The sequence below is a fragment of the Kitasatospora sp. NPDC057015 genome, from assembly GCF_042673745.1.
Taxonomy (GTDB): Bacteria; Actinomycetota; Actinomycetes; order Streptomycetales; family Streptomycetaceae; genus Kitasatospora.
Genome location: NZ_JBHUSG010000018.1, coordinates 80,164 through 98,571 on the forward strand (window position 1 = coordinate 80,164; position 18,408 = coordinate 98,571).

An 18,408-nucleotide genomic window follows, 5' to 3' on the forward strand; every position below is an offset into this window, starting at 1 on the left:
CGTGCCGCGCGCCCACAGGACCTCAGGGCCTTCGCTCGCCACGTCTTCCCCCCGTCCCGCCCCACGCCGGACGGGGGTGCGGCGGGCGCTGGCATGGACAGGGAGAAACGAGCAAGGTGGCAACACCCAAGTCGCGTCCGCGCGACGGTTACCCGGGACGGGCCCTGGCCCTCATCCTGGTGGTCACCGTCGGACTGGTCGCCCTCATGTTCGGGACGGGCAACACCAAGCCCCGCCTCGGGATCGACCTCGCCGGTGGCACCAGCATCACGCTGACCGCCGAGTCGGACGACCCCAAGGCGATCAACAAGTCCAACATGAACATCGCTGTCGCGATCATCCAGAAGCGTGTCAACGCCATGGGTGTCTCCGAGGCCGAGGTGCAGACCGAGGGCGACAAGAACATTGTCGTCAACATCCCCAAGGGTGGGGACAAGGAGTCTGCGGCCGACCAGGTCGGCACGACTGCGAAGCTCTTCTTCCGCCCGGTCCTGGCCTACGCCCCCAGCGGCGTGCAGGCCCAGGCGCCGACCGCGAGCCCGAGTGCCTCGGCCTCCGGCAGCGCGGCGCCCGCTCCCACGGCGACGGCCACCGGCGGCTCCACGGCCGCCGCCCCGACGCCCTCCGCGAGCGGCACCAAGGCCGGCCGCGCCCTCGGTGAGGCCCTGACCGCCGACGCCGCGTCGCCGTCCCCGACGGCCACCGCGCCGGCCGCCTCCCCGGCCGCGAGCGCACCGGCCGCGGCGCCCAGCGCCGCCGCCACCGCGCCGTCCGCCGCGGACCTCTCCGCAGCGCTGACCCAGGGCACCGTCCCGGCCGACCTGCAGGCGCAGTTCGCGGCCCTGGACTGCTCGGTCGACGCGCAGCGCAAGGACTACCAGAACGCCGACCTCACCAAGCCGACGGTCGCCTGCAGCTCCGACAAGGAGCAGGGCTACTACAACAAGTTCGCCCTCGGCCCCGTCCAGGTGAACGGCTCGGACATCTCCAAGGCCCAGGCCACCATCGACACCCAGAACGCCGCCGGCTGGCAGGTCCAGCTGCAGTTCAACGACAACGGGTCGAAGGCCTTCGCCACCACCACCGGCCAGCTGGCCACCCAGGCCCCGCCGGCCAACCAGTTCGCGGTCGTCCTGGACGGCGGCGTGGTCTCCCACCCGCAGGTCCGCGAGTCGATCCCGGGCGGCTCCGCCGTCATCTCCGGCAGCTTCACCCAGGACGAGGCCCAGGGCCTGGCCAACGTGCTGAACTTCGGCGCGCTGCCGCTCAGCTTCGCCCAGAGCGACGTGGTCACCGTCTCGCCGCAGCTCGGCGGGGACCAGCTGAAGGCGGGCCTGATCGCCGGCCTGATCGGCATGATCCTGGTGATCCTCTACTCGCTGGTCTACTACCGCGGCCTCGGCCTGGTCTCGATCGCCGGTCTGCTGGTCTCGGCCGCGCTGACCTACTCGATCATGAGCCTGCTCGGCGCCGGTATCGGGTTCGCGCTCAACCTGCCGGCCGTCTGCGGTGCGATCGTCGCGATCGGCATCACCGCCGACTCCTTCATCGTGTACTTCGAGCGCATCCGCGACGAGGTCCGCGAGGGCGCCCCGCTGCGCCCGGCCGTGCAGCGCGCCTGGCCGCGCGCCCGGCGCACCATCCTGGTGTCGGACTTCGTCTCCTTCCTCTGTGCCGCGGTCCTCTACCTGGTCTCGGTCGGCAAGGTGCAGGGCTTCGCCTTCACCCTCGGCCTGACCACCGCGCTCGACGTCGTGGTGATCTTCCTCTTCACCAAGCCGCTGATCACGCTGCTCGCCCGGAAGAAGTTCTTCTCGGACGGCCACCCGTGGTCCGGCCTGGACCCGAAGCGCCTGGGCGCCCGCCCGCCGATCCGCGGCACCCGTCGCCGGACCTCCGCTCCCGCCGCCACGAAGGAGGCCTGACGTCATGTCACGCTTCTCCAATCTGGGCCACCGGCTCTACCAGGGCGAGGTCAGCTTCGACTTCGTCGGGCGCCGCAAGCTCTGGTACAGCATCTCCGGCGTCATCGTGCTGGTCGCGGCCATCGGTCTGGCCATGGGCCTGCACCTGGGCATCGAGTTCAAGGGCGGCTCGGTCTACACCGTCCAGAAGTCCGGCCTGACCGTCGCCCAGGCGCAGACCGCCGTCAACGACGTGACCCACGGCACCACCGCCCTGGTGCAGTCCACGGACAACGGCAAGGTCCGGATCCAGATCAGCTCCGAGATCGAGCAGACCCCGGACACCATCCGCACCGGTCTCGCCAAGGAACTGAACGTTCCGGTCGCGGAGATCGACAGCCAGGTGATCGGCCCCAGCTGGGGTGAGCAGATCTCCCAGAAGGCCCTGCTCGGCCTGGTCATCTTCATGGTCCTGGTGACGGTCTACATGGCCATCGCCTTCGAGTGGCGGATGGCGGTGGCCGCCCTGGTCGCCCTCATCCACGACCTCCTGATCACCATCGGCGTGTACGCCCTGGTGGGCTTCGAGGTCACCCCCGGTACGGTGATCGGCTTCCTGACCATCCTCGGGTACTCGCTCTACGACACGGTCGTCGTCTTCGACACCGTGAAGGAGAACACCAAGGGGCTCACCAAGCAGAGCAAGCTCACCTACAGCGAGGCGGCCAACGCGGGCCTCAACCAGACCCTGGTGCGGTCCATCAACACCACCGTGGTCGCCCTGCTGCCGGTCGCCGCGCTGCTCTTCATCGGCGGTGGCCTGCTGGGCGCCGGCACCCTGAACGACATCTCGCTCGCGCTGTTCATCGGCCTCGCCGCCGGTGCCTACTCCTCGATCTGCGTCGCCACCCCGCTGCTCGCGCAGCTCAAGGAGGAGCAGCCCGAGATGAAGGCGCTGGCCAAGCGGGTCGCCCAGCGGCGCGCCTCCGAGGCCAAGGCCGCCGCCGAGGCGGCCGGGGAGGGCACCCCCGAGGGCGAGGAGTTCGCCGACGAGGACCTGCCTGCCGGTATGGTCGGTCAGCGTGGCCAGGCGGCCGGGCGCTCGCGCGCCAAGGGCCGTCCGACCGGCAAGCGCTGAACCCTCCCCTTCGTAAGGACTCCTCGTGACCTCCCCCGCCACCGACCTCGCCGGCCTGCTGAGCAGCAGGATCCGCGACGTTCCGGACTACCCGAAGCCCGGCGTGCTGTTCAAGGACATCGCGCCGCTGCTCGCCGACGCCGAGGCCTTCGCGGCCCTCACCCGGGCGCTGGCCGAGCGGGCCACGGAGCTCGGGGCGACCAAGGTGGTGGGCCTGGAGGCCCGCGGCTTCGTGCTGGCGGCCCCGGCGGCCTTCGCGGCCGGGCTCGGCTTCGTGCCGATCCGCAAGAAGGGCAAGCTGCCCGGCGAGGTGCACGCGCAGTCCTACGAGCTGGAGTACGGCTCGGCGACGCTGGAGGTCCAGTGCGACGCGTTCACCCCGGGTGAGCGGGTCCTGGTGGTCGACGACGTGCTGGCCACCGGTGGCACCATCGGCGCCTCGCTGGACCTCGTCCGGCGGGCCGGGGCCCGGCTCGCCGGTGTGGTCGTCCTGATGGAGCTCGGCTTCCTGGACGGCCGGGCGCGCCTCGCGGCGCACCTGGACGGCGCTCCGCTGGAGACGCTGGTCCGGGTCTGAGGGCAGCTGCACGGAGCATTCGGGGGCGGTGGTCGCGGTCGCGACCACCGCCTTCGTCGTCCGCCCGGCCGACACGTGCGGGGACGCGGCGGAACACCGGCCCGCCGGGCTCGGTACCATGAAGATTCATCCCTTGCCGCCTGCGCGAGGGATAGGCCCCGCGCCCCGAGGAGTGTCCTTGCCCGACGAGGTTGTGCCCACGGCCGCACCGTCCGCCCCCGAGAACGAGCCCGCGCCCGCGGGGGCAGCCCAGGCACGCCCTGCCGCACCCTCCTCGCGCCCGGCCGCCACCGCCGCCCGCCCCACCTCGCCGAGCGGCATGCGGGCCCGCCTCGCCCGGCTCGGCGGCCAGCGCGGCACGGTGCTCAACCCGGTGCTGGAGCCGCTGTTCCGCAGTATCCGGGCCAACGACCCGAAGGCCGATCCGGTCCTGCTGCGCGACATCGAGCGCGCGTACGCCGTCGCCGAGAAGTGGCACCGCGGCCAGAAGCGCAAGAGCGGCGACCCGTACATCACCCACCCGCTGGCCGTCTCCACCATCCTGGCCGAGCTGGGGATGGACGCCGCGACGCTGATGGCCGGCCTGCTGCACGACACCGTCGAGGACACCGACTACGGCCTGGAGACCCTGCGCAAGGACTTCGGCGACTCGGTGGCCCTGCTGGTCGACGGCGTGACCAAGCTGGACCGGGTGAAGTTCGGCGAGGCCGCGCAGGCCGAGACCGTCCGCAAGATGGTCGTGGCGATGGCCAAGGACCCGCGGGTCCTGGTGATCAAGCTCGCCGACCGGCTGCACAACATGCGCACCATGCGCTACCTCAAGCGGGAGAAGCAGGAGGCGAAGGCCCGCGAGACGCTGGAGATCTACGCTCCGCTGGCGCACCGCCTGGGCATGAACACCATCAAGTGGGAGCTGGAGGACCTCGCGTTCGCGATCCTCTACCCCAAGATGTACGACGAGATCGTGCGTCTGGTCGCCGAGCGCGCCCCCAAGCGGGACGAGTACCTGGCCACCGTCATCGACCAGGTGCAGGGCGACCTGCGCGGCGCGCGGATCACCGCCTCCGTCACCGGCCGGCCGAAGCACTACTACTCGGTCTACCAGAAGATGATCGTGCGGGGCCGCGACTTCGCCGAGATCTACGACCTGGTGGGCATCCGGGTCCTGGTCGACACCGTCCGCGACTGCTACGCGGCGCTGGGCACCATCCACGCGCGGTGGAACCCGGTGCCGGGGCGGTTCAAGGACTACATCGCGATGCCCAAGTTCAACATGTACCAGTCGCTGCACACCACGGTGATCGGCCCCGGCGGCAAGCCGGTCGAGCTGCAGATCCGGACCTTCGACATGCACCGCCGGGCCGAGTACGGCATCGCGGCGCACTGGAAGTACAAGCAGCGCGCGGTGGCCGGCGCCTCCAAGGTCAGGACCGACACGCCCTCGCAGACCCGCAAGGACGACAAGGCCGGCGCCGTCAACGAGATGGCCTGGCTGCGGCAGCTGCTGGACTGGCAGAAGGAGACCGAGGACCCGAGCGAGTTCCTGGAGTCGCTGCGCTTCGACCTCTCCAACAACGAGGTCTTCGTCTTCACGCCCAAGGGCGACGTGATAGCGCTGCCCGCCCAGGCCACGCCGGTGGACTTCGCCTTCGCGGTGCACACCGAGGTCGGGTACCGCTGCATAGGGGCGCGGGTCAACGGGCGGCTGGTGCCGCTGGAGTCCACCCTGGAGAACGGCGACACCGTCGAGGTGTTCACCTCCAAGGCGGAGAACGCCGGGCCGTCCCGGGACTGGCTGGGCTTCGTCAAGTCCCCGCGCGCCCGGAACAAGATCAAGGCCTGGTTCTCCAAGGAGCGCCGCGAGGAGGCGATCGAGCAGGGCAAGGAGGCCATCGCCCGCGCCATGCGCAAGCAGGGTCTGCCGATCCAGCGGATCCTCACCGGGGACTCGCTGGTCACGCTGGCCCACGAGATGCGCTACCCCGACATCTCCTCGCTGTACGCGGCGATCGGCGAGGGCCACGTCTCGGCCCAGAACATCGTCCAGAAGCTGGTGCAGGCGCTCGGCGGCGAGGAGGGCGCCACCGAGGACCTGGCCGAGACGGCCACTCCGACGCACGACGGCGGCCGCACCATGCGCCGGCGGGCCAAGGGCGACCCGGGCATCATCGTCAAGGGCGTCGAGGACCTCTGGGTCAAGCTCTCGCGCTGCTGCACCCCGGTGCCCGGCGACCCGATCGTCGGCTTCGTGACCCGCGGCAACGGCGTCTCGGTGCACCGCGCGGACTGCGTCAACGTGGAGTCGCTGAGCCAGCAGCCCGAGCGGATGATCGAGGTCGAGTGGGCGGCCACCCAGTCCTCGGTCTTCCTGGTCGCGATCCAGGTCGAGGCGCTGGACCGCTCCCGGCTGCTCTCGGACGTCACCCGGGTGCTCTCCGACCAGCACGTCAACATCCTGTCGGCGGCGGTGCAGACCTCGCGCGACCGGGTGGCGATGAGCCGCTTCACCTTCGAGATGGGCGACCCCAAGCACCTGGGGCACGTGCTCAAGGCCGTCCGCGGCGTCGAGGGCGTCTACGACGTCTACCGGGTCACCTCGGCGCGCAGCAAGTAGGCCGGAACGGGTGAGGGCCCCACCGCCGCGGCGGTGGGGCCCTCACCCGTACGAGGAGGAGCGGGGATCAGCCGCTGAACTCCTCCAGGCTCTTCTGGGCCTGGTCCAGCAGGGTCTGCAGGCCCGCCAGCTCGCCCTCCAGCTTGGCCACCCGGGAGGCGTTGCCGGCCGCGCGGGCCTTCTCCAGGTCGGCGTTCAGCTTGTCGGACTTGGCCTGGAGCAGCCCGGCCATGCCGGCCGCGCGGGCCTTGGCCTCCGGGTTGGAGCGCTGCCACTCGGCGTCCTCGGCCTCGCGGATCGCCCGCTCGACCGTGCCCAGACGCCCGTCCAGCTTCGGCCGGGCGTCCCGCGGGACGTGGCCGATGGCCTCCCAGCGCTCGCTGATGTCGCGCAGCGCCGCCTTGGCGGCCTTGAGGTCGCCGATCGGCAGCAGCGCCTCCGCCTCGGTCGCCAGCGCCTCCTTCAGCTTCTGGTTCTCGACCTGCTCGGCGTCGCGCTCGCTGAACACGGCGGAGCGGGCCTGGAAGAAGACGTCCTGCGCGCCGCGGAACCGCGCCCACAGCTCGTCCTCGACGTCGCGCTGGGCGCGGCCGGCGGCCTTCCACTGGGTCATCAGGTCGCGGTAGCGGGCCGCGGTGTCGCCCCACTCGGTCGAGCCGGACAGCGCCTCGGCCTCGGTGACCAGCTTCTCCTTGGCCGCGCGGGCCTGGTCGCGCTCGGCGTCCAGGGTCGCGAAGTGCGCCTTGCGGTGCTTGGAGAAGACCGAGCGCGCGTGCGAGAAGCGGTGCCACAGCTCGTCGTCGCTCTTGCGGTCCAGGCGCGGCAGCGCCTTCCAGGTGTCCACCAGGGCGCGCAGCCGGTCGCCGGCCTCCCGCCACTGGGTGGACTCGGCGAGCTGCTCGGCCTCGGCGACCAGCTTGTCCTTGGCCGTGCGGGTCTCGTCCTGCGCCTTGGCGCGGGCGGCCTTGCGCTCCTCGCGACGGGTCTCGATGTCGGCGCCCAGCGCGTCGAGGCGCTTGGCCAGCGCGTCCAGGTCTCCCACCGCGTGCGCCTCGACGACCTGGGTGCGCAGGTGCTCAAGCGCCGCCTGGGCGTCCTTGGCCGCGAGGTCGGTGGTCCGAACCCGCTTCTCCAGCAGGCCGATCTCGACGGCGATGCCCTGGTACTTGCGCTCGAAGTAGGCGAGGGCCTCCTCGGGCGAGCCGGCCTGCCAGGAACCGACGACGCGTTCGCCGTCCGCCGTCCTGACGTAGACCGTCCCCTGCTCGTCGACACGGCCCCACGGGTCGCTGCTCATAGCGCGTCCTCCACATGACGTCGCGCCCGCGCCGGGGCGGCACGCGTCCGTCGTCCACAGTTGATGTGCGGCGGACCGATGAGTCCGCCGTCCCGCCCGTCGTACTGCTGATGCCGAGGGTGACGGCCGACGGGTCTGGGCACCCTATACAACGCCAACATAGGCGACCGGGGCGGGTGCTGTCCGCATCCCCGGCCGGACGATTTCACCGCCGCGCCGCGCGACCGACCCCCGGACGGGGCCGGCGCGCGGCGCGGCGGAGGATCAACCCTTCGCGGTGGTCACCGAGTTGAGGGTGACGTCGGCCATCGGGGCGCCGTCCGAACCGCCGTCCAGGGTGCCCGCCGCGGCGATCTTCTGGAGAGCGTCCAGCCCGCCGGTGATCGTCCCGAACGGGGTGTAGTTCGGCGGCAGCTGGGTGTCCTTGTAGACCAGGAAGAACTGGCTGCCGTTGGTGCCCGCGCCGGCGTTGGCCATCGCCACGGTGCCCGCCGGGTAGGTGGCGCCGGTCAGGTTCTCGTCGGCGAACTTGTAGCCCGGGCCGCCGGATCCGCTGCCGGTCGGGTCGCCGCACTGCAGCACGAAGATGCCGTCCGTGGTGAGGCGGTGGCACTTCACGTGGTCGAAGTACTGCTCGCCGGAGAGGAAGGCGAAGGAGTTCACCGTGTGCGGGGCCTTGGCGGCGTCCAGCGCGATCGTCACCTTCCCGCAGTTGGTGTCCAGCGTCGCCGTGTACTTGGCCTTGGCGTCGACCGTCAGGGCCGGCTCGGCCGTCCACTGCTTGCCGTTGGGCTTGCCGTCCGCCGGGGCGGCGCAGCCCTCGACCGGCTTGCGGGTCGGGGCGGCCGTCGGATCGGCGACGGTCGGGGTGGGCGCCGCCTGGGCGCCCTTGTCCTTCTTGTCGCCCGAGTCGAACACCCCGCCGACCGCGGCACCGCCGACCGCGAGCACGACGACCGCGAGCGCGGCGCCGATCACGGTGTTGCGGCGCCTGGCCTTCTGCTGGGCCTCGGCCCGGCGCTCGGCCTGACGCTCGTACTTCTCGCGGGCGAGCTGCCGCCGCCGCTGTTCGCTGGTGACCACCGGCCGTGTCTCCTACATATGCGCTGGGGCCTCCCGTCCGCTGGCGGACGAGGAGGGGGCTTGGGTTGCTGCGTCTGAGGGTGTCGCTGCGGATCATCGCACCCATTGGCGGCCAAGTGTAGGGACCTCGCACGTAAGACCGGGGTGAGGCGCAGCCACCCGTCGTCCGTCCGCACGTCCGGGTGGTCCGTGGACGAGCCGGGGTGGCGGCGGCTATCTGGTTCGCAACCGGTGGCACGGCGCCGGTAGGCTGCATGAGGACTTGTACCGAACCACCACCCGACCGAGGGCCGACCACAGAGGACTCGCGTGTTCATCGCCGGATTCCCCGCGGGAGCCTGGGGCACCAACTGCTACCTGGTCGCACCTGCTCCCGGCGAGGAGTGCGTGATCGTCGACCCGGGCCACGAGGCCACCCAGGGCGTCGAGGACCTGATCCGCGAGCACCGGCTGAAGCCGGTCGCGGTCGTCCTCACCCACGGGCACATCGACCACGTCGCCTCCGTCGTCCCGGTCTGCGGCGCCCAGGGCGTCCCCGCCTGGATCCACCCCGAGGACCGCTACATGATGGCGGACCCGGAGCGGGCGCTCGGCCGCTCGCTCGGGCAGCAGCTGATGGGCTCGATCACCGTCGGCGAGCCGGACGACGTCCGGGAGCTCAAGGACGGCAGCGTGCTGGAGCTGGCCGGCCTGCGGCTCACCGTCGACCACGCGCCCGGCCATACCAAGGGGTCGGTGACCTTCAGGACGCCGGCGGCAGCGGACCTCCCTCCGGTGCTGTTCTCGGGCGACCTGCTCTTCGCCGGCTCCATCGGGCGCACGGACCTCCCGGGCGGCGACGGCGACGCGATCATGCGCTCGCTGGCCCGGGTCTGCCTGCCCCTCGACGACGCCACCGTGGTCCTCTCCGGCCACGGCACCCAGACCACCATCGGCCGCGAGCGCGCCACCAACCCCTACCTCCAGCAGGCGGCCGGTGCGCACGGCGCACCCGGCCTCCCGCGACGAGGAATGTGACGGAAGAGACGTTGAGCACCTTCAGCGCCCCCAAGGGCACCTACGACCTGCTGCCGCCGAGCTCCGCGACCGTCCTGGCGGTCCGCGAGCGACTGGCGGCCCCGCTGCGCCGCTCCGGCTACGGCTACATCGAGACGCCGGTCTTCGAGGACATCAAGCTCTTCTCCCGCGGTGTCGGCGAGTCCACCGACATCGTCAGCAAGGAGATGTACAACCTCACCACCAAGGGCGGCGACGAACTCGGCCTGCGGCCCGAGGGCACCGCCTCGGTGGTCCGCGCCACCCTCCAGGCCAACCTGCACAAGCTCGGCAACCTGCCGGTGAAGCTCTGGTACTCCGGCTCCTTCTACCGCTACGAGCGGGCCCAGAAGGGCCGCTACCGCCAGTTCGCCCAGGTCGGCGCGGAGGCGCTCGGCGCCGAGGACCCGGCCCTGGACGCCGAGCTGATCATCCTGGCCGACGACGCGTTCCGCTCGCTCGGCCTGCGCGACTACTCGCTGCTGCTCAACAGCCTCGGCGACGCGCAGTGCCGCCCGGTCTACCGCACCGCCCTGGTGGAGTTCCTGGCCGGCCTGGACCTCGACGAGGACACCCGCCGCCGGGCGGAGATCAACCCGCTGCGCGTCCTGGACGACAAGCGCGAGAGCGTCCAGGCCCAGCTGACCGACGCCCCCCGGCTGCGCGACTTCCTCTGCGAGGACTGCAAGGCCTACGACGAGAAGGTGCGCGAGCTGCTCACGCTCGCCGGCGTCGCCTTCGTCGACGACCCCAAGCTGGTCCGCGGGCTGGACTACTACACCCGCACCACCTTCGAGTTCGTGCACAACGGCCTCGGCGCCCAGTCCGCGATCGGCGGCGGCGGCCGGTACGACGGCCTCTCCGAGATGCTCGGCGGCCCGGCCCTGCCGTCGGTCGGCTGGGGCCTGGGCGTCGACCGCACCTGCCTCGCGCTGGAGGCCGAGGGCATCGTCCTCGACCTGCCGGCGGCCACCTCCGTCTACGCCGTCGCGCTCGGCGAGGAGGCCAAGAACGTCCTGTTCGCCAAGGTGGTGGAGCTGCGCCGGGCCGGCGTCGCCACCGACCTCGCGTTCGGCGTCAAGGGCATCAAGAACGCCATGAAGTCCGCGGACCGCTCCGGCGCCCGCTACGCCCTGGTCGCCGGCGACCGGGACCTCGCCGAAGGCGTCGTCCAGCTCAAGGACATGGCCACCGGCGAGCAGACCCCCGTCGCCCTCGACGCACTCGTCACCACCCTGAAGGAGAAGCAGCAGTGATCCGCACGCACGACGCGGGCACGCTCCGCGCGGAGCACGCCGGCACCACCATCACCCTGGCCGGCTGGGTCGCCCGCCGCCGCGACCACGGCGGCGTCGCCTTCATCGACCTGCGCGACGCCTCCGGCACCGTGCAGATCGTAGTGCGCGACCTGGACTCCGTGCACGGCCTGCGCGCCGAGTACTGCGTCAAGGTCATCGGCGACGTCCGGGTCCGCCCCGAGGGCAACGAGAACCCGGACATTCCGACCGGCGCCGTCGAGGTCGTCGTCAGCGAGATCGAGGTGCTCTCCGAGGCCGCCCCGCTGCCCTTCCCGGTCGCCGAGTACGAGCCCGGCACGGTCAACGAGGAGGTCCGGCTGCGCTACCGCTACCTGGACCTGCGCCGTGAGGGCCCGGCCAAGGGCCTGCGCCTGCGCTCCAAGGTGAACAACATCATCCGCCGGGTGATGGAGGAGAACGACTACCTCGACATCGAGACGCCGTACCTCACCCGCTCCACCCCCGAGGGCGCCCGCGACTTCCTCGTCCCGGTCCGCCTGCAGCCGGGCCACTGGTACGCCCTGCCGCAGTCCCCGCAGCTGTTCAAGCAGCTGCTGATGGTCGCCGGCATGGAGCGGTACTACCAGATCGCCCGCTGCTTCCGCGACGAGGACTTCCGCGCCGACCGCCAGCCGGAGTTCACCCAGCTGGACATCGAGGCCTCCTTCGTCGACCAGGAGGACATCCTGGCCCTCGGCGAGAAGGTCGTCGGCTCCATCTGGCGCGAGGTGCACGGGTACGAGCTGCCGAACCCGCTGCCCCGGATGACCTACGCGGACGCCATGAGCCGCTACGGCTCCGACAAGCCGGACGTCCGCTTCGGCCAGGAGCTCACCGACCTCACCGAGTACTTCAAGGGCACCGAGTTCCGGGTCTTCCAGGCCCCGTACGTCGGCGCGGTCGTCATGCCCGGCGGCGCCTCGCAGCCGCGCAAGCAGCTCGACGCCTGGCAGGACTGGGCGAAGGCGCGCGGTGCCCGCGGCCTGGCCTACGTCGTCATCGACGCCGAGACCGGCGAGCTGCGCGGCCCGGTCGCCAAGAACCTCAACGAGGAGCACCTGGCCGGCCTCGCCGCCGCCGCGGGCGCCAAGAACGGCGACGCGATCTTCTTCGCGGCCGGCAAGAAGACCCCCTCGCAGGAGCTGCTCGGCGCGGCCCGGCTGGAGATCGGCCGCCGCTGCGACCTGATCGACGAGTCGCAGTGGGCCTTCCTCTGGGTGGTCGACTTCCCGATGTTCGAGCCGATCGAGGACGACAAGGGCGAGTTCCAGGGCTGGCACGCCGTCCACCACCCCTTCACCGCGCCGACCGCCGAGTCGCTGGCCACCTTCGACACCGACCCGGGCAACGCGCTCTCCAACGCGTACGACCTGGTGCTCAACGGTTCGGAGCTGGGCGGCGGTTCGATCCGTATCCACCAGCGCGACGTCCAGAAGCGGGCGTTCGACGCGATCGGCCTGTCCGAGGAGGAGGCGCAGTCGCAGTTCGGCTTCCTGCTGGACGCCTTCAACTACGGCCCGCCGCCGCACGGCGGGGTCGCGTTCGGCCTCGACCGCATCGTCACGCTGCTCGGCGGGTACGACACCATCCGGGACGTCATCGCGTTCCCGAAGACGTCCACCGGCGGCGACCCGCTGACCGGTGCCCCCACTCCGATCACCCCGGCGCAGCGCCGCGAGGCGGGCGTCGACGCGCAGCCCAAGGTTCGCGAAGAGGCGAAGCCCAAGGGCGAGACCGGGCAGCAGGCCTGACGCCCGGTCTGGTATACCTTCACGGCCCCGGAACGGACGCTGACCACGCGTCCGGGCCGGGGCCGGTCCACAATGGCGTGCGACACCGAAGGAGCGGGGAATGACCCTGCGTACGAGAGTTGAGACCCCTGAGGACGCCCCGGCCACCCGCCGCGTCCACATGGCGGCCTTCCCGGGCCCGGACGAGGCGGACCTGGTCGACGCCCTGCGGCGTGACCCGGCCTGGCTGCCGGAGCTGTCCCTGGTGGCGGTCGACCGGAGCGGGCTCGTGATCGGGCACGCGCTGCTGACCCGCCTCCGGATCGGCGACGGTGACGGGCTGGCGCTCGCCCCCGTGGCGGTGGCGCCCGAGTGGCAGCGCAAGGGGGTCGGCGAGCTGGTGGTCCGGGCCGCGCTGACGGCCGCCGACGAGGCGGGGGAGCGGGTCGTCGTCGTGCTCGGCGACCCCGACTACTACGCCAGGTTCGGCTTCGCGCCGGCCGTCGACCACGAACTGTCCGGCCCGTTCGAGGTGCCCGACAGCTACTTCCAGGCGCTCCCCCTCAGCGCCTACGACGGCGGCCCGCGCGGCCTGTGCCGCTACCCGGAGCCCTTCGCCGCGGTCTGATTCCGGACGCCGTCGGGGGAGCTGCGCTGGCCGGGGACGGCCGGGGCGGCTGCGCCCCCGGCGCCGTCCCGGGCCGGCCGGCGGCAGGGGGCGTCCAGCACGCCGATCTCCACGGTGGCCAGGCAGCTGCGGATGAAGGCGGTCATCGCGGGCGTGCAGGGCCGCTCCCTGGGCCAGTACAGCCCCAGCCGGCCCGGGCTCAGGCCCCGGAGCGGGCGGAACACCACGCCCGGCCGGACGCTCAGGCGGCTGATGGTCTCCGGGGCGAGGCCGATGCCCTGCCCGCAGGCCACCGCCGCCAGCCACTCGTCCGCGTTGTGCGCCACCGCGCCGATCCGGGTCGGGTGCCCGCCGCGCTCCTGCATCCCCAGCCAGTAGTCGCGCCAGTGGCCCGACTCCTCGGGCATCGCCACGAAGGGCTCGTCGAGCAGGTCGGCGAAGTCGACGGTGGCGGCCCCGGCCAGCCGGTGGCCGACGGAGAGCGCCAGACAGCGCCGGTCGATCCCGAGCAGCTGCATCTGGTAGTGCTCGGCCATCCACGGCGGTGCGTGCCACAGGGCGAGGTCCACCTCGCCGGCGGTCAGTCCGGCCGCCGGGTCGAACCAGCTGTTCTGCCGTATCTCGACCTGCCAGCCGGGCATCCGGGCGGTGAAGTCCGTCAGGGTCGGCCGGCCGATGAGGTTGATCGTGCCGCCCTCGAAGCCCACCCGGAGGGTGGCGCCGCCGCCGGCCGCCGCCTCCCGGGTGGCGCGCAGCGCGCGGTCCCAGGAGCCCAGCAGGTCGCCGGTGTGCGCGGCGAGCGCGTTGCCGGCGGCCGTGGGGGTCATCCCGGCCCGGGAGCGCCGGAACAGCTCTGCGCCCACCCGTTCCTCCAGCTGCCGGATCTGCTTGGTGAGGGCCGGCTGGGACATCCGCAGCCGGGCGGCCGCGGCGGTGAGCTGGCCCTCCTCGCAGACCGCGGCGAAGGAGCGCAGCAGCCGGGTGTCGATTTCCATTCCGCCAGGTTATGGAACCGGGAATTGGACCCGTCGGGCAGGTCTGCGCCAGAGTTGACCGGCCGGACGGGGGACGGCGGCACCAGGGGGGATCTTGGGGTCGCCGGGCCGGCTGCGCGGGGCGTCGCGGGGGAGTGCGCCGCGCACACGGGGGCGGTGCGTTGGGAGTCGGACGGGGGGCCGGTTTCCAACGCCCGGTCCCGCCCCGCCGCCCGGGCGCCCGACGCCGCGCGCTGATCCGACGCGAATCGTCGGACACCGCCTAGCGTGAGTGCTCATAGGCACCGGCGTACGGAGGGCCCCAGATGGCAGGCAAGGCCGGACACGATCGGCTCGCGAGGAAGCCCTACGAGCGGGAACTGCTGCGGCTGCAGGGCGAGCTGGTCAAGATCCAGGAGTGGGTGCGCGCCGAGGGCGCCCGGCTGGTGGTCGTCTTCGAGGGCCGCGACGCCGCCGGCAAGGGCGGCGCGATCAAGCGGGTGACGGAGTACCTGAACCCCCGCATCGCCCGGGTCGCCGCCCTCCCCACCCCGACCGAGCGCCAGCGCACCCAGTGGTACTTCCAGCGGTACGTGGAGCACCTGCCGGCGGCCGGCGAGATCGTCCTGTTCGACCGCAGCTGGTACAACCGGGCCGGGGTCGAGAAGGTCATGGGCTTCTGCACCGAGGAGGAGTACTGGCAGTTCCTGCACCAGTGCCCGACCTTCGAGCGGATGCTGATCGAGTCGGGCGTCCTGCTGCACAAGTACTGGTTCTCGGTCAGCGACACCGAGCAGGAGCGCCGGTTCCGCGGCCGCCTGGAGGACCCGATGCGGCGCTGGAAGCTCTCCCCGATGGACACCGAGTCGATCACCCGCTGGGAGGACTACTCCCGGGCCAAGGACACGATGTTCGTCCACACGGACACCCCCGAGTCGCCCTGGCACGTGGTGGAGAGCGACGACAAGCGCCGGGCCCGGATCAACATGATCGCCCACCTGCTGTTGGTCGTCCCGTACCGCGACGTGGTCCGGCCCGAGACCGTGCTGCCCGTCCGGCCGCCGTCCGAGGGCTACCGGCGCCCGCCGCGCGACCTGCAGAGGTACGTCCCCGACCACGCGGCCACGCTGGCGGACTGACCCGCGGCCCGCGCGGACGGGCCCCGCGCCGCAGGTCGCGCCGTCGCGCGGCCCCGGGCTGTCGGCGCCCTCGCATAGGCTGCTCATGTGGACGAACCGGACCTCTTCACCGCAGCCGCCGAGGAACGCCAGGCCAGGGAGCCCGGGCGGGCCCCGCTCGCCGTACGGATGCGCCCGCGCACCCTGGACGAGGTCGCGGGCCAGCGGCAGCTGCTCAAGGACGGCTCACCGCTGCGCCGCCTGGTCAGCGGCTCGCGCGGCCCGGCCGCGACCAGCTCGGTGATCCTCTGGGGGCCGCCGGGGACGGGCAAGACCACCCTGGCGCACGTGATCAGCCAGGCGGTGGAGGGCCGATTCGTGGAGCTGTCCGCGATCACCGCCGGGGTGAAGGAGGTGCGGGCCGTCATCGAGGGGGCCCGCCGGGCGGTCGGCATGAGCGGCCGGGAGACGGTGCTCTTCCTGGACGAGATCCACCGCTTCTCCAAGGCCCAGCAGGACTCCCTGCTGCCCGCCGTGGAGAACCGCTGGGTCACCCTGATCGCCGCCACCACCGAGAACCCGTACTTCTCGGTGATCTCCCCGCTGCTGTCGCGCTCCCTGCTGCTGACCCTGGAGTCGCTGACCGACGACGACGTCCGGGCGCTGCTGCACCGCGCGGTCGCCGACGAGCGCGGGCTCGGCGGCGCCGTGGAGCTCGACCCGGAGGCCGAGGAGCACCTCGTGCGGCTGGCCGGCGGCGACGCGCGGCGGGCGCTGACCACCCTGGAGGCGGCGGCCGGCGCGGCGCTGGAGAAGTCCGAGCACGTCATCACCCTGGCGACCACCGAGACGGCCGTCAACAAGGCCGCGGTGCGCTACGACAAGGACGGCGACCAGCACTACGACGTGGCCAGCGCGCTGATCAAGTCGATCCGGGGCAGTGACGTGGACGCCACCCTGCACTACCTGGCCAGGATGATCGAGGCGGGGGAGGACCCGCGGTTCATCGCCCGGCGGCTGATGATCTCCGCCAGCGAGGACATCGGCCTGGCCGACCCGACCGCCCTGCAGACGGCCGTGGCGGCGGCGCAGGCGGTCGCGCTGATCGGGTTCCCGGAGGCGCGGATCATCCTCTCCCAGGCGGCCATCGCGCTGGCCCTGGCGCCGAAGTCCAACGCCGCCTACCTGGCGATCGACGCGGCGCTGGCCGACGTCCGGCAGGGGCTGGCCGGCGCCGTGCCGCCGCACCTGCGGGACGCGCACTACGGCGGCGCCGGCAAGCTCGGGCACGGCCGCGGCTACCAGTACCCGCACGACCTGCCGGGCGGCATCGCGGCCCAGCAGTACGCGCCGGACTCGGTGCACGGCACGGTCTACTACCGGCCGACCCGGCACGGCGGTGAGGCCCGCTACGCCGACGTGGTCGAGTGGACCAGGGGCCGGCTCGCCGGGGCGGCGGCCGGTCCGGCCCGCGGGAAGTCGGCGCCCCGGGAGCCCGCGGGGGCGCGGGGGAGTGCCGAGGGGCCGGGCGGGGCCGCCGTCGCGAACGGCGCGGCGCAGCCGGGCGGGGCCGAGGGCGGCGGCGGGGACGACGGCGGGGAAAAGACCGGGTGATCGCCGGGTATACTCGGTCGGAGTGCCATGTCCCGGGACGGCAGCAGGGGTGACCCTGATCTGACCGGCCGCACCAGCGGGGCATCGGCCCGAGGCTCCCCCGCGGAGCCTCCAGGAGCGTCGCGCACCGTTTCGGTGTCGCGGGCAGCCCACCACGTACGCGTCGGTGGGCCGCTCGTGTGCAAGCACATCCGTGCCCGGCTCCGGAGAGCGGCTGATCACCCCTCGGGGTGGTTTTTCTCCGGGTCGCGAGGAGCGACCTCCGTCAACACCTGGTGAAGCCGTATTGGAAGAGCAAGGAAGGTTTGGTTCATGGCGAACCAGAAGCGTCCCAAGGTCAAGATTGCCCGTGCGCTGGGTATCCCGCTGACCCCGAAGTCCGTCAAGTACTTCGAGGCCCGCCCGTACCCGCCCGGCCAGCACGGCCGCGGCCGCAAGCAGAACTCGGACTACAAGGTCCGTCTGCTCGAGAAGCAGCGTCTGCGCGCGCAGTACGACCTGAGCGAGACCCAGATGGCCCGCGCGTTCGACCGCGCGAAGAAGGCCGAGGGCAAGACCGGTGAGGCGCTCGTCGCCGACCTGGAGGTGCGCCTCGACTCCCTGGTGCTGCGTTCGGGCATCGCCCGCACCATCTACCAGGCCCGCCAGATGGTCGTTCACGGCCACATCGAGGTCAACGGCCGCAAGGTCAACAAGCCCTCGTTCCAGCTGAAGCCGGGCTACGTCGTGACCGTTCGCGACCGTAGCAAGGAGAAGGTCCCGTTCCAGGTCGCCCGTGAGGGTGGCTACGCGGGCGAGGGCCAGACCCCGAAGTACCTCGAGGTCAACCTCAAGGCCCTGGCCTTCCGCCTGGACCGCGCCCCGCAGCGTCGTGAGATCCCCGTGATCTGCGACGAGCAGCTGGTCGTCGAGTACTACTCGCGCTGATCCGCGAGCGGTACCAGCAGGACCCGACGAGCCCCCACCGCCTTTCGAGGCGGTGGGGGCTCGTTCCTTTAGCCCGTGCTTCCGGTCGGGGCGGGCGGGCCGGCGGTCAGAGCTCGGTGCCCATCGCCGCGGCCAGCCGCAGCTGGGCCCGGGCCTCCTCGGGCCGGCCCTGCCGCTGGAGGGTACGGCCGAGCAGCAGCCGGGCGTAGTCCTCGGCCGGGTCCTGCTCCAGGATGCGGCGCAGCTCGGCGGCGGCCCGCGACAGCTGCGCGGAGTGGTAGAGGCTGCGGGCCAGCAGCAGCCGGACCGACAGGTTCGCCGGCTCGGCGGCCACCACGGTCTCCAGCAGGCGGGCGGCGTCGGTGTACGCCTTCGCCTCGAAGTGGAACCGGGCCAGGGCGTACTCCCTGGAGCCGTCGGGGCCGGTGGTCGTGATCGGGGCCGTGGTCGGGGTGGTCACCGCTGTCATGG

15 protein-coding genes are annotated in these 18,408 nt (G+C 72.2%); 11 read left to right on the forward strand and 4 right to left on the reverse strand.

The window, feature by feature from the left end:
• Positions 1–116: 116 nt before the first annotated feature.
• The 4 genes from secD to ACFTWP_RS19075 all read left to right on the forward strand — a co-directional run bounded on the left by secD (position 117) and on the right by ACFTWP_RS19075 (position 6,233).
• Positions 117–1,925 (forward strand): protein translocase subunit SecD, encoded by a 1,809-nt coding sequence (secD, locus tag ACFTWP_RS19060; RefSeq protein ID WP_380265762.1) that lies wholly within the window; start codon positions 117–119, stop codon positions 1,923–1,925.
• Between the two features lie 4 nt (positions 1,926–1,929).
• On the forward strand, positions 1,930–3,042 hold the full coding sequence (gene secF / locus ACFTWP_RS19065; RefSeq protein WP_380265763.1) for a protein translocase subunit SecF: 1,113 nt from the start codon (positions 1,930–1,932) through the stop codon (positions 3,040–3,042).
• A gap of 25 nt (positions 3,043–3,067) precedes the next feature.
• Positions 3,068–3,619 (forward strand): adenine phosphoribosyltransferase, encoded by a 552-nt coding sequence (locus tag ACFTWP_RS19070; RefSeq protein ID WP_380265764.1) that lies wholly within the window; start codon positions 3,068–3,070, stop codon positions 3,617–3,619.
• A 118-nt stretch (positions 3,620–3,737) separates the two neighbouring features.
• The gene (locus tag ACFTWP_RS19075; protein ID WP_380265765.1) at positions 3,738–6,233 is read left to right on the forward strand and encodes a RelA/SpoT family protein; all 2,496 of its coding nucleotides are present in this window, start codon (positions 3,738–3,740) and stop codon (positions 6,231–6,233) included.
• A gap of 67 nt (positions 6,234–6,300) precedes the next feature.
• Here ACFTWP_RS19075 and ACFTWP_RS19080 read toward each other — a convergent pair whose 3' ends face one another.
• Positions 6,301–7,530 (reverse strand): DUF349 domain-containing protein, encoded by a 1,230-nt coding sequence (locus tag ACFTWP_RS19080; protein ID WP_380265766.1) that lies wholly within the window; start codon positions 7,528–7,530, stop codon positions 6,301–6,303.
• 264 nt (positions 7,531–7,794) lie between these two features.
• Entirely contained in the window at positions 7,795–8,613 is an 819-nt protein-coding gene (locus tag ACFTWP_RS19085) for a peptidylprolyl isomerase (protein WP_380265767.1), read from the reverse strand.
• 309 nt (positions 8,614–8,922) lie between these two features.
• On the opposite strand from ACFTWP_RS19085, the gene ACFTWP_RS19090 reads away from it, so the two are divergent.
• The 4 genes from ACFTWP_RS19090 to ACFTWP_RS19105 all read left to right on the forward strand — a co-directional run bounded on the left by ACFTWP_RS19090 (position 8,923) and on the right by ACFTWP_RS19105 (position 13,304).
• The gene (locus ACFTWP_RS19090; RefSeq protein ID WP_380265768.1) at positions 8,923–9,630 is read left to right on the forward strand and encodes an MBL fold metallo-hydrolase; all 708 of its coding nucleotides are present in this window, start codon (positions 8,923–8,925) and stop codon (positions 9,628–9,630) included.
• An 11-nt stretch (positions 9,631–9,641) separates the two neighbouring features.
• On the forward strand, positions 9,642–10,904 hold the full coding sequence (gene hisS / locus ACFTWP_RS19095; RefSeq protein ID WP_380265769.1) for a histidine--tRNA ligase: 1,263 nt from the start codon (positions 9,642–9,644) through the stop codon (positions 10,902–10,904).
• The gene (aspS, locus tag ACFTWP_RS19100) at positions 10,901–12,697 is read left to right on the forward strand and encodes an aspartate--tRNA ligase (protein ID WP_380265770.1); all 1,797 of its coding nucleotides are present in this window, start codon (positions 10,901–10,903) and stop codon (positions 12,695–12,697) included. Before hisS ends, aspS begins: the two co-directional genes overlap by 4 nt.
• Positions 12,698–12,797: 100 nt before the next feature.
• Positions 12,798–13,304, forward strand: a complete 507-nt coding sequence (locus ACFTWP_RS19105) for a GNAT family N-acetyltransferase (protein WP_380265771.1) — start codon at positions 12,798–12,800, stop codon at positions 13,302–13,304.
• On the opposite strand, the gene ACFTWP_RS19110 is transcribed toward ACFTWP_RS19105, so the two are convergent.
• On the reverse strand, positions 13,277–14,299 hold the full coding sequence (locus tag ACFTWP_RS19110) for a LysR family transcriptional regulator (protein ID WP_380265772.1): 1,023 nt from the start codon (positions 14,297–14,299) through the stop codon (positions 13,277–13,279). The two genes, ACFTWP_RS19105 and ACFTWP_RS19110, sit on opposite strands and share 28 nt — an antisense overlap.
• 305 nt (positions 14,300–14,604) lie before the next feature.
• Between ACFTWP_RS19110 and ppk2 the strand changes: the two genes are divergently transcribed.
• From ppk2 to rpsD, 3 genes are all read left to right on the forward strand, one after another.
• Positions 14,605–15,417 (forward strand): polyphosphate kinase 2, encoded by an 813-nt coding sequence (gene ppk2, locus ACFTWP_RS19115; RefSeq protein ID WP_380265773.1) that lies wholly within the window; start codon positions 14,605–14,607, stop codon positions 15,415–15,417.
• An 87-nt stretch (positions 15,418–15,504) separates the two neighbouring features.
• Positions 15,505–17,010 carry a replication-associated recombination protein A gene (locus ACFTWP_RS19120; RefSeq protein ID WP_380265774.1) on the forward strand — a complete coding sequence of 502 codons (1,506 nt, stop codon included), beginning with the start codon at positions 15,505–15,507 and terminating at the stop codon, positions 17,008–17,010.
• 312 nt (positions 17,011–17,322) lie between these two features.
• Positions 17,323–17,937 carry a 30S ribosomal protein S4 gene (rpsD, locus tag ACFTWP_RS19125; RefSeq protein WP_190212468.1) on the forward strand — a complete coding sequence of 205 codons (615 nt, stop codon included), beginning with the start codon at positions 17,323–17,325 and terminating at the stop codon, positions 17,935–17,937.
• 106 nt (positions 17,938–18,043) lie between these two features.
• Here the strand turns inward: rpsD and ACFTWP_RS19130 are convergent, their stop codons facing one another.
• Positions 18,044–18,406, reverse strand: a complete 363-nt coding sequence (locus ACFTWP_RS19130; RefSeq protein ID WP_380265775.1) for a tetratricopeptide repeat protein — start codon at positions 18,404–18,406, stop codon at positions 18,044–18,046.
• Positions 18,407–18,408: the final 2 nt, after the last annotated feature.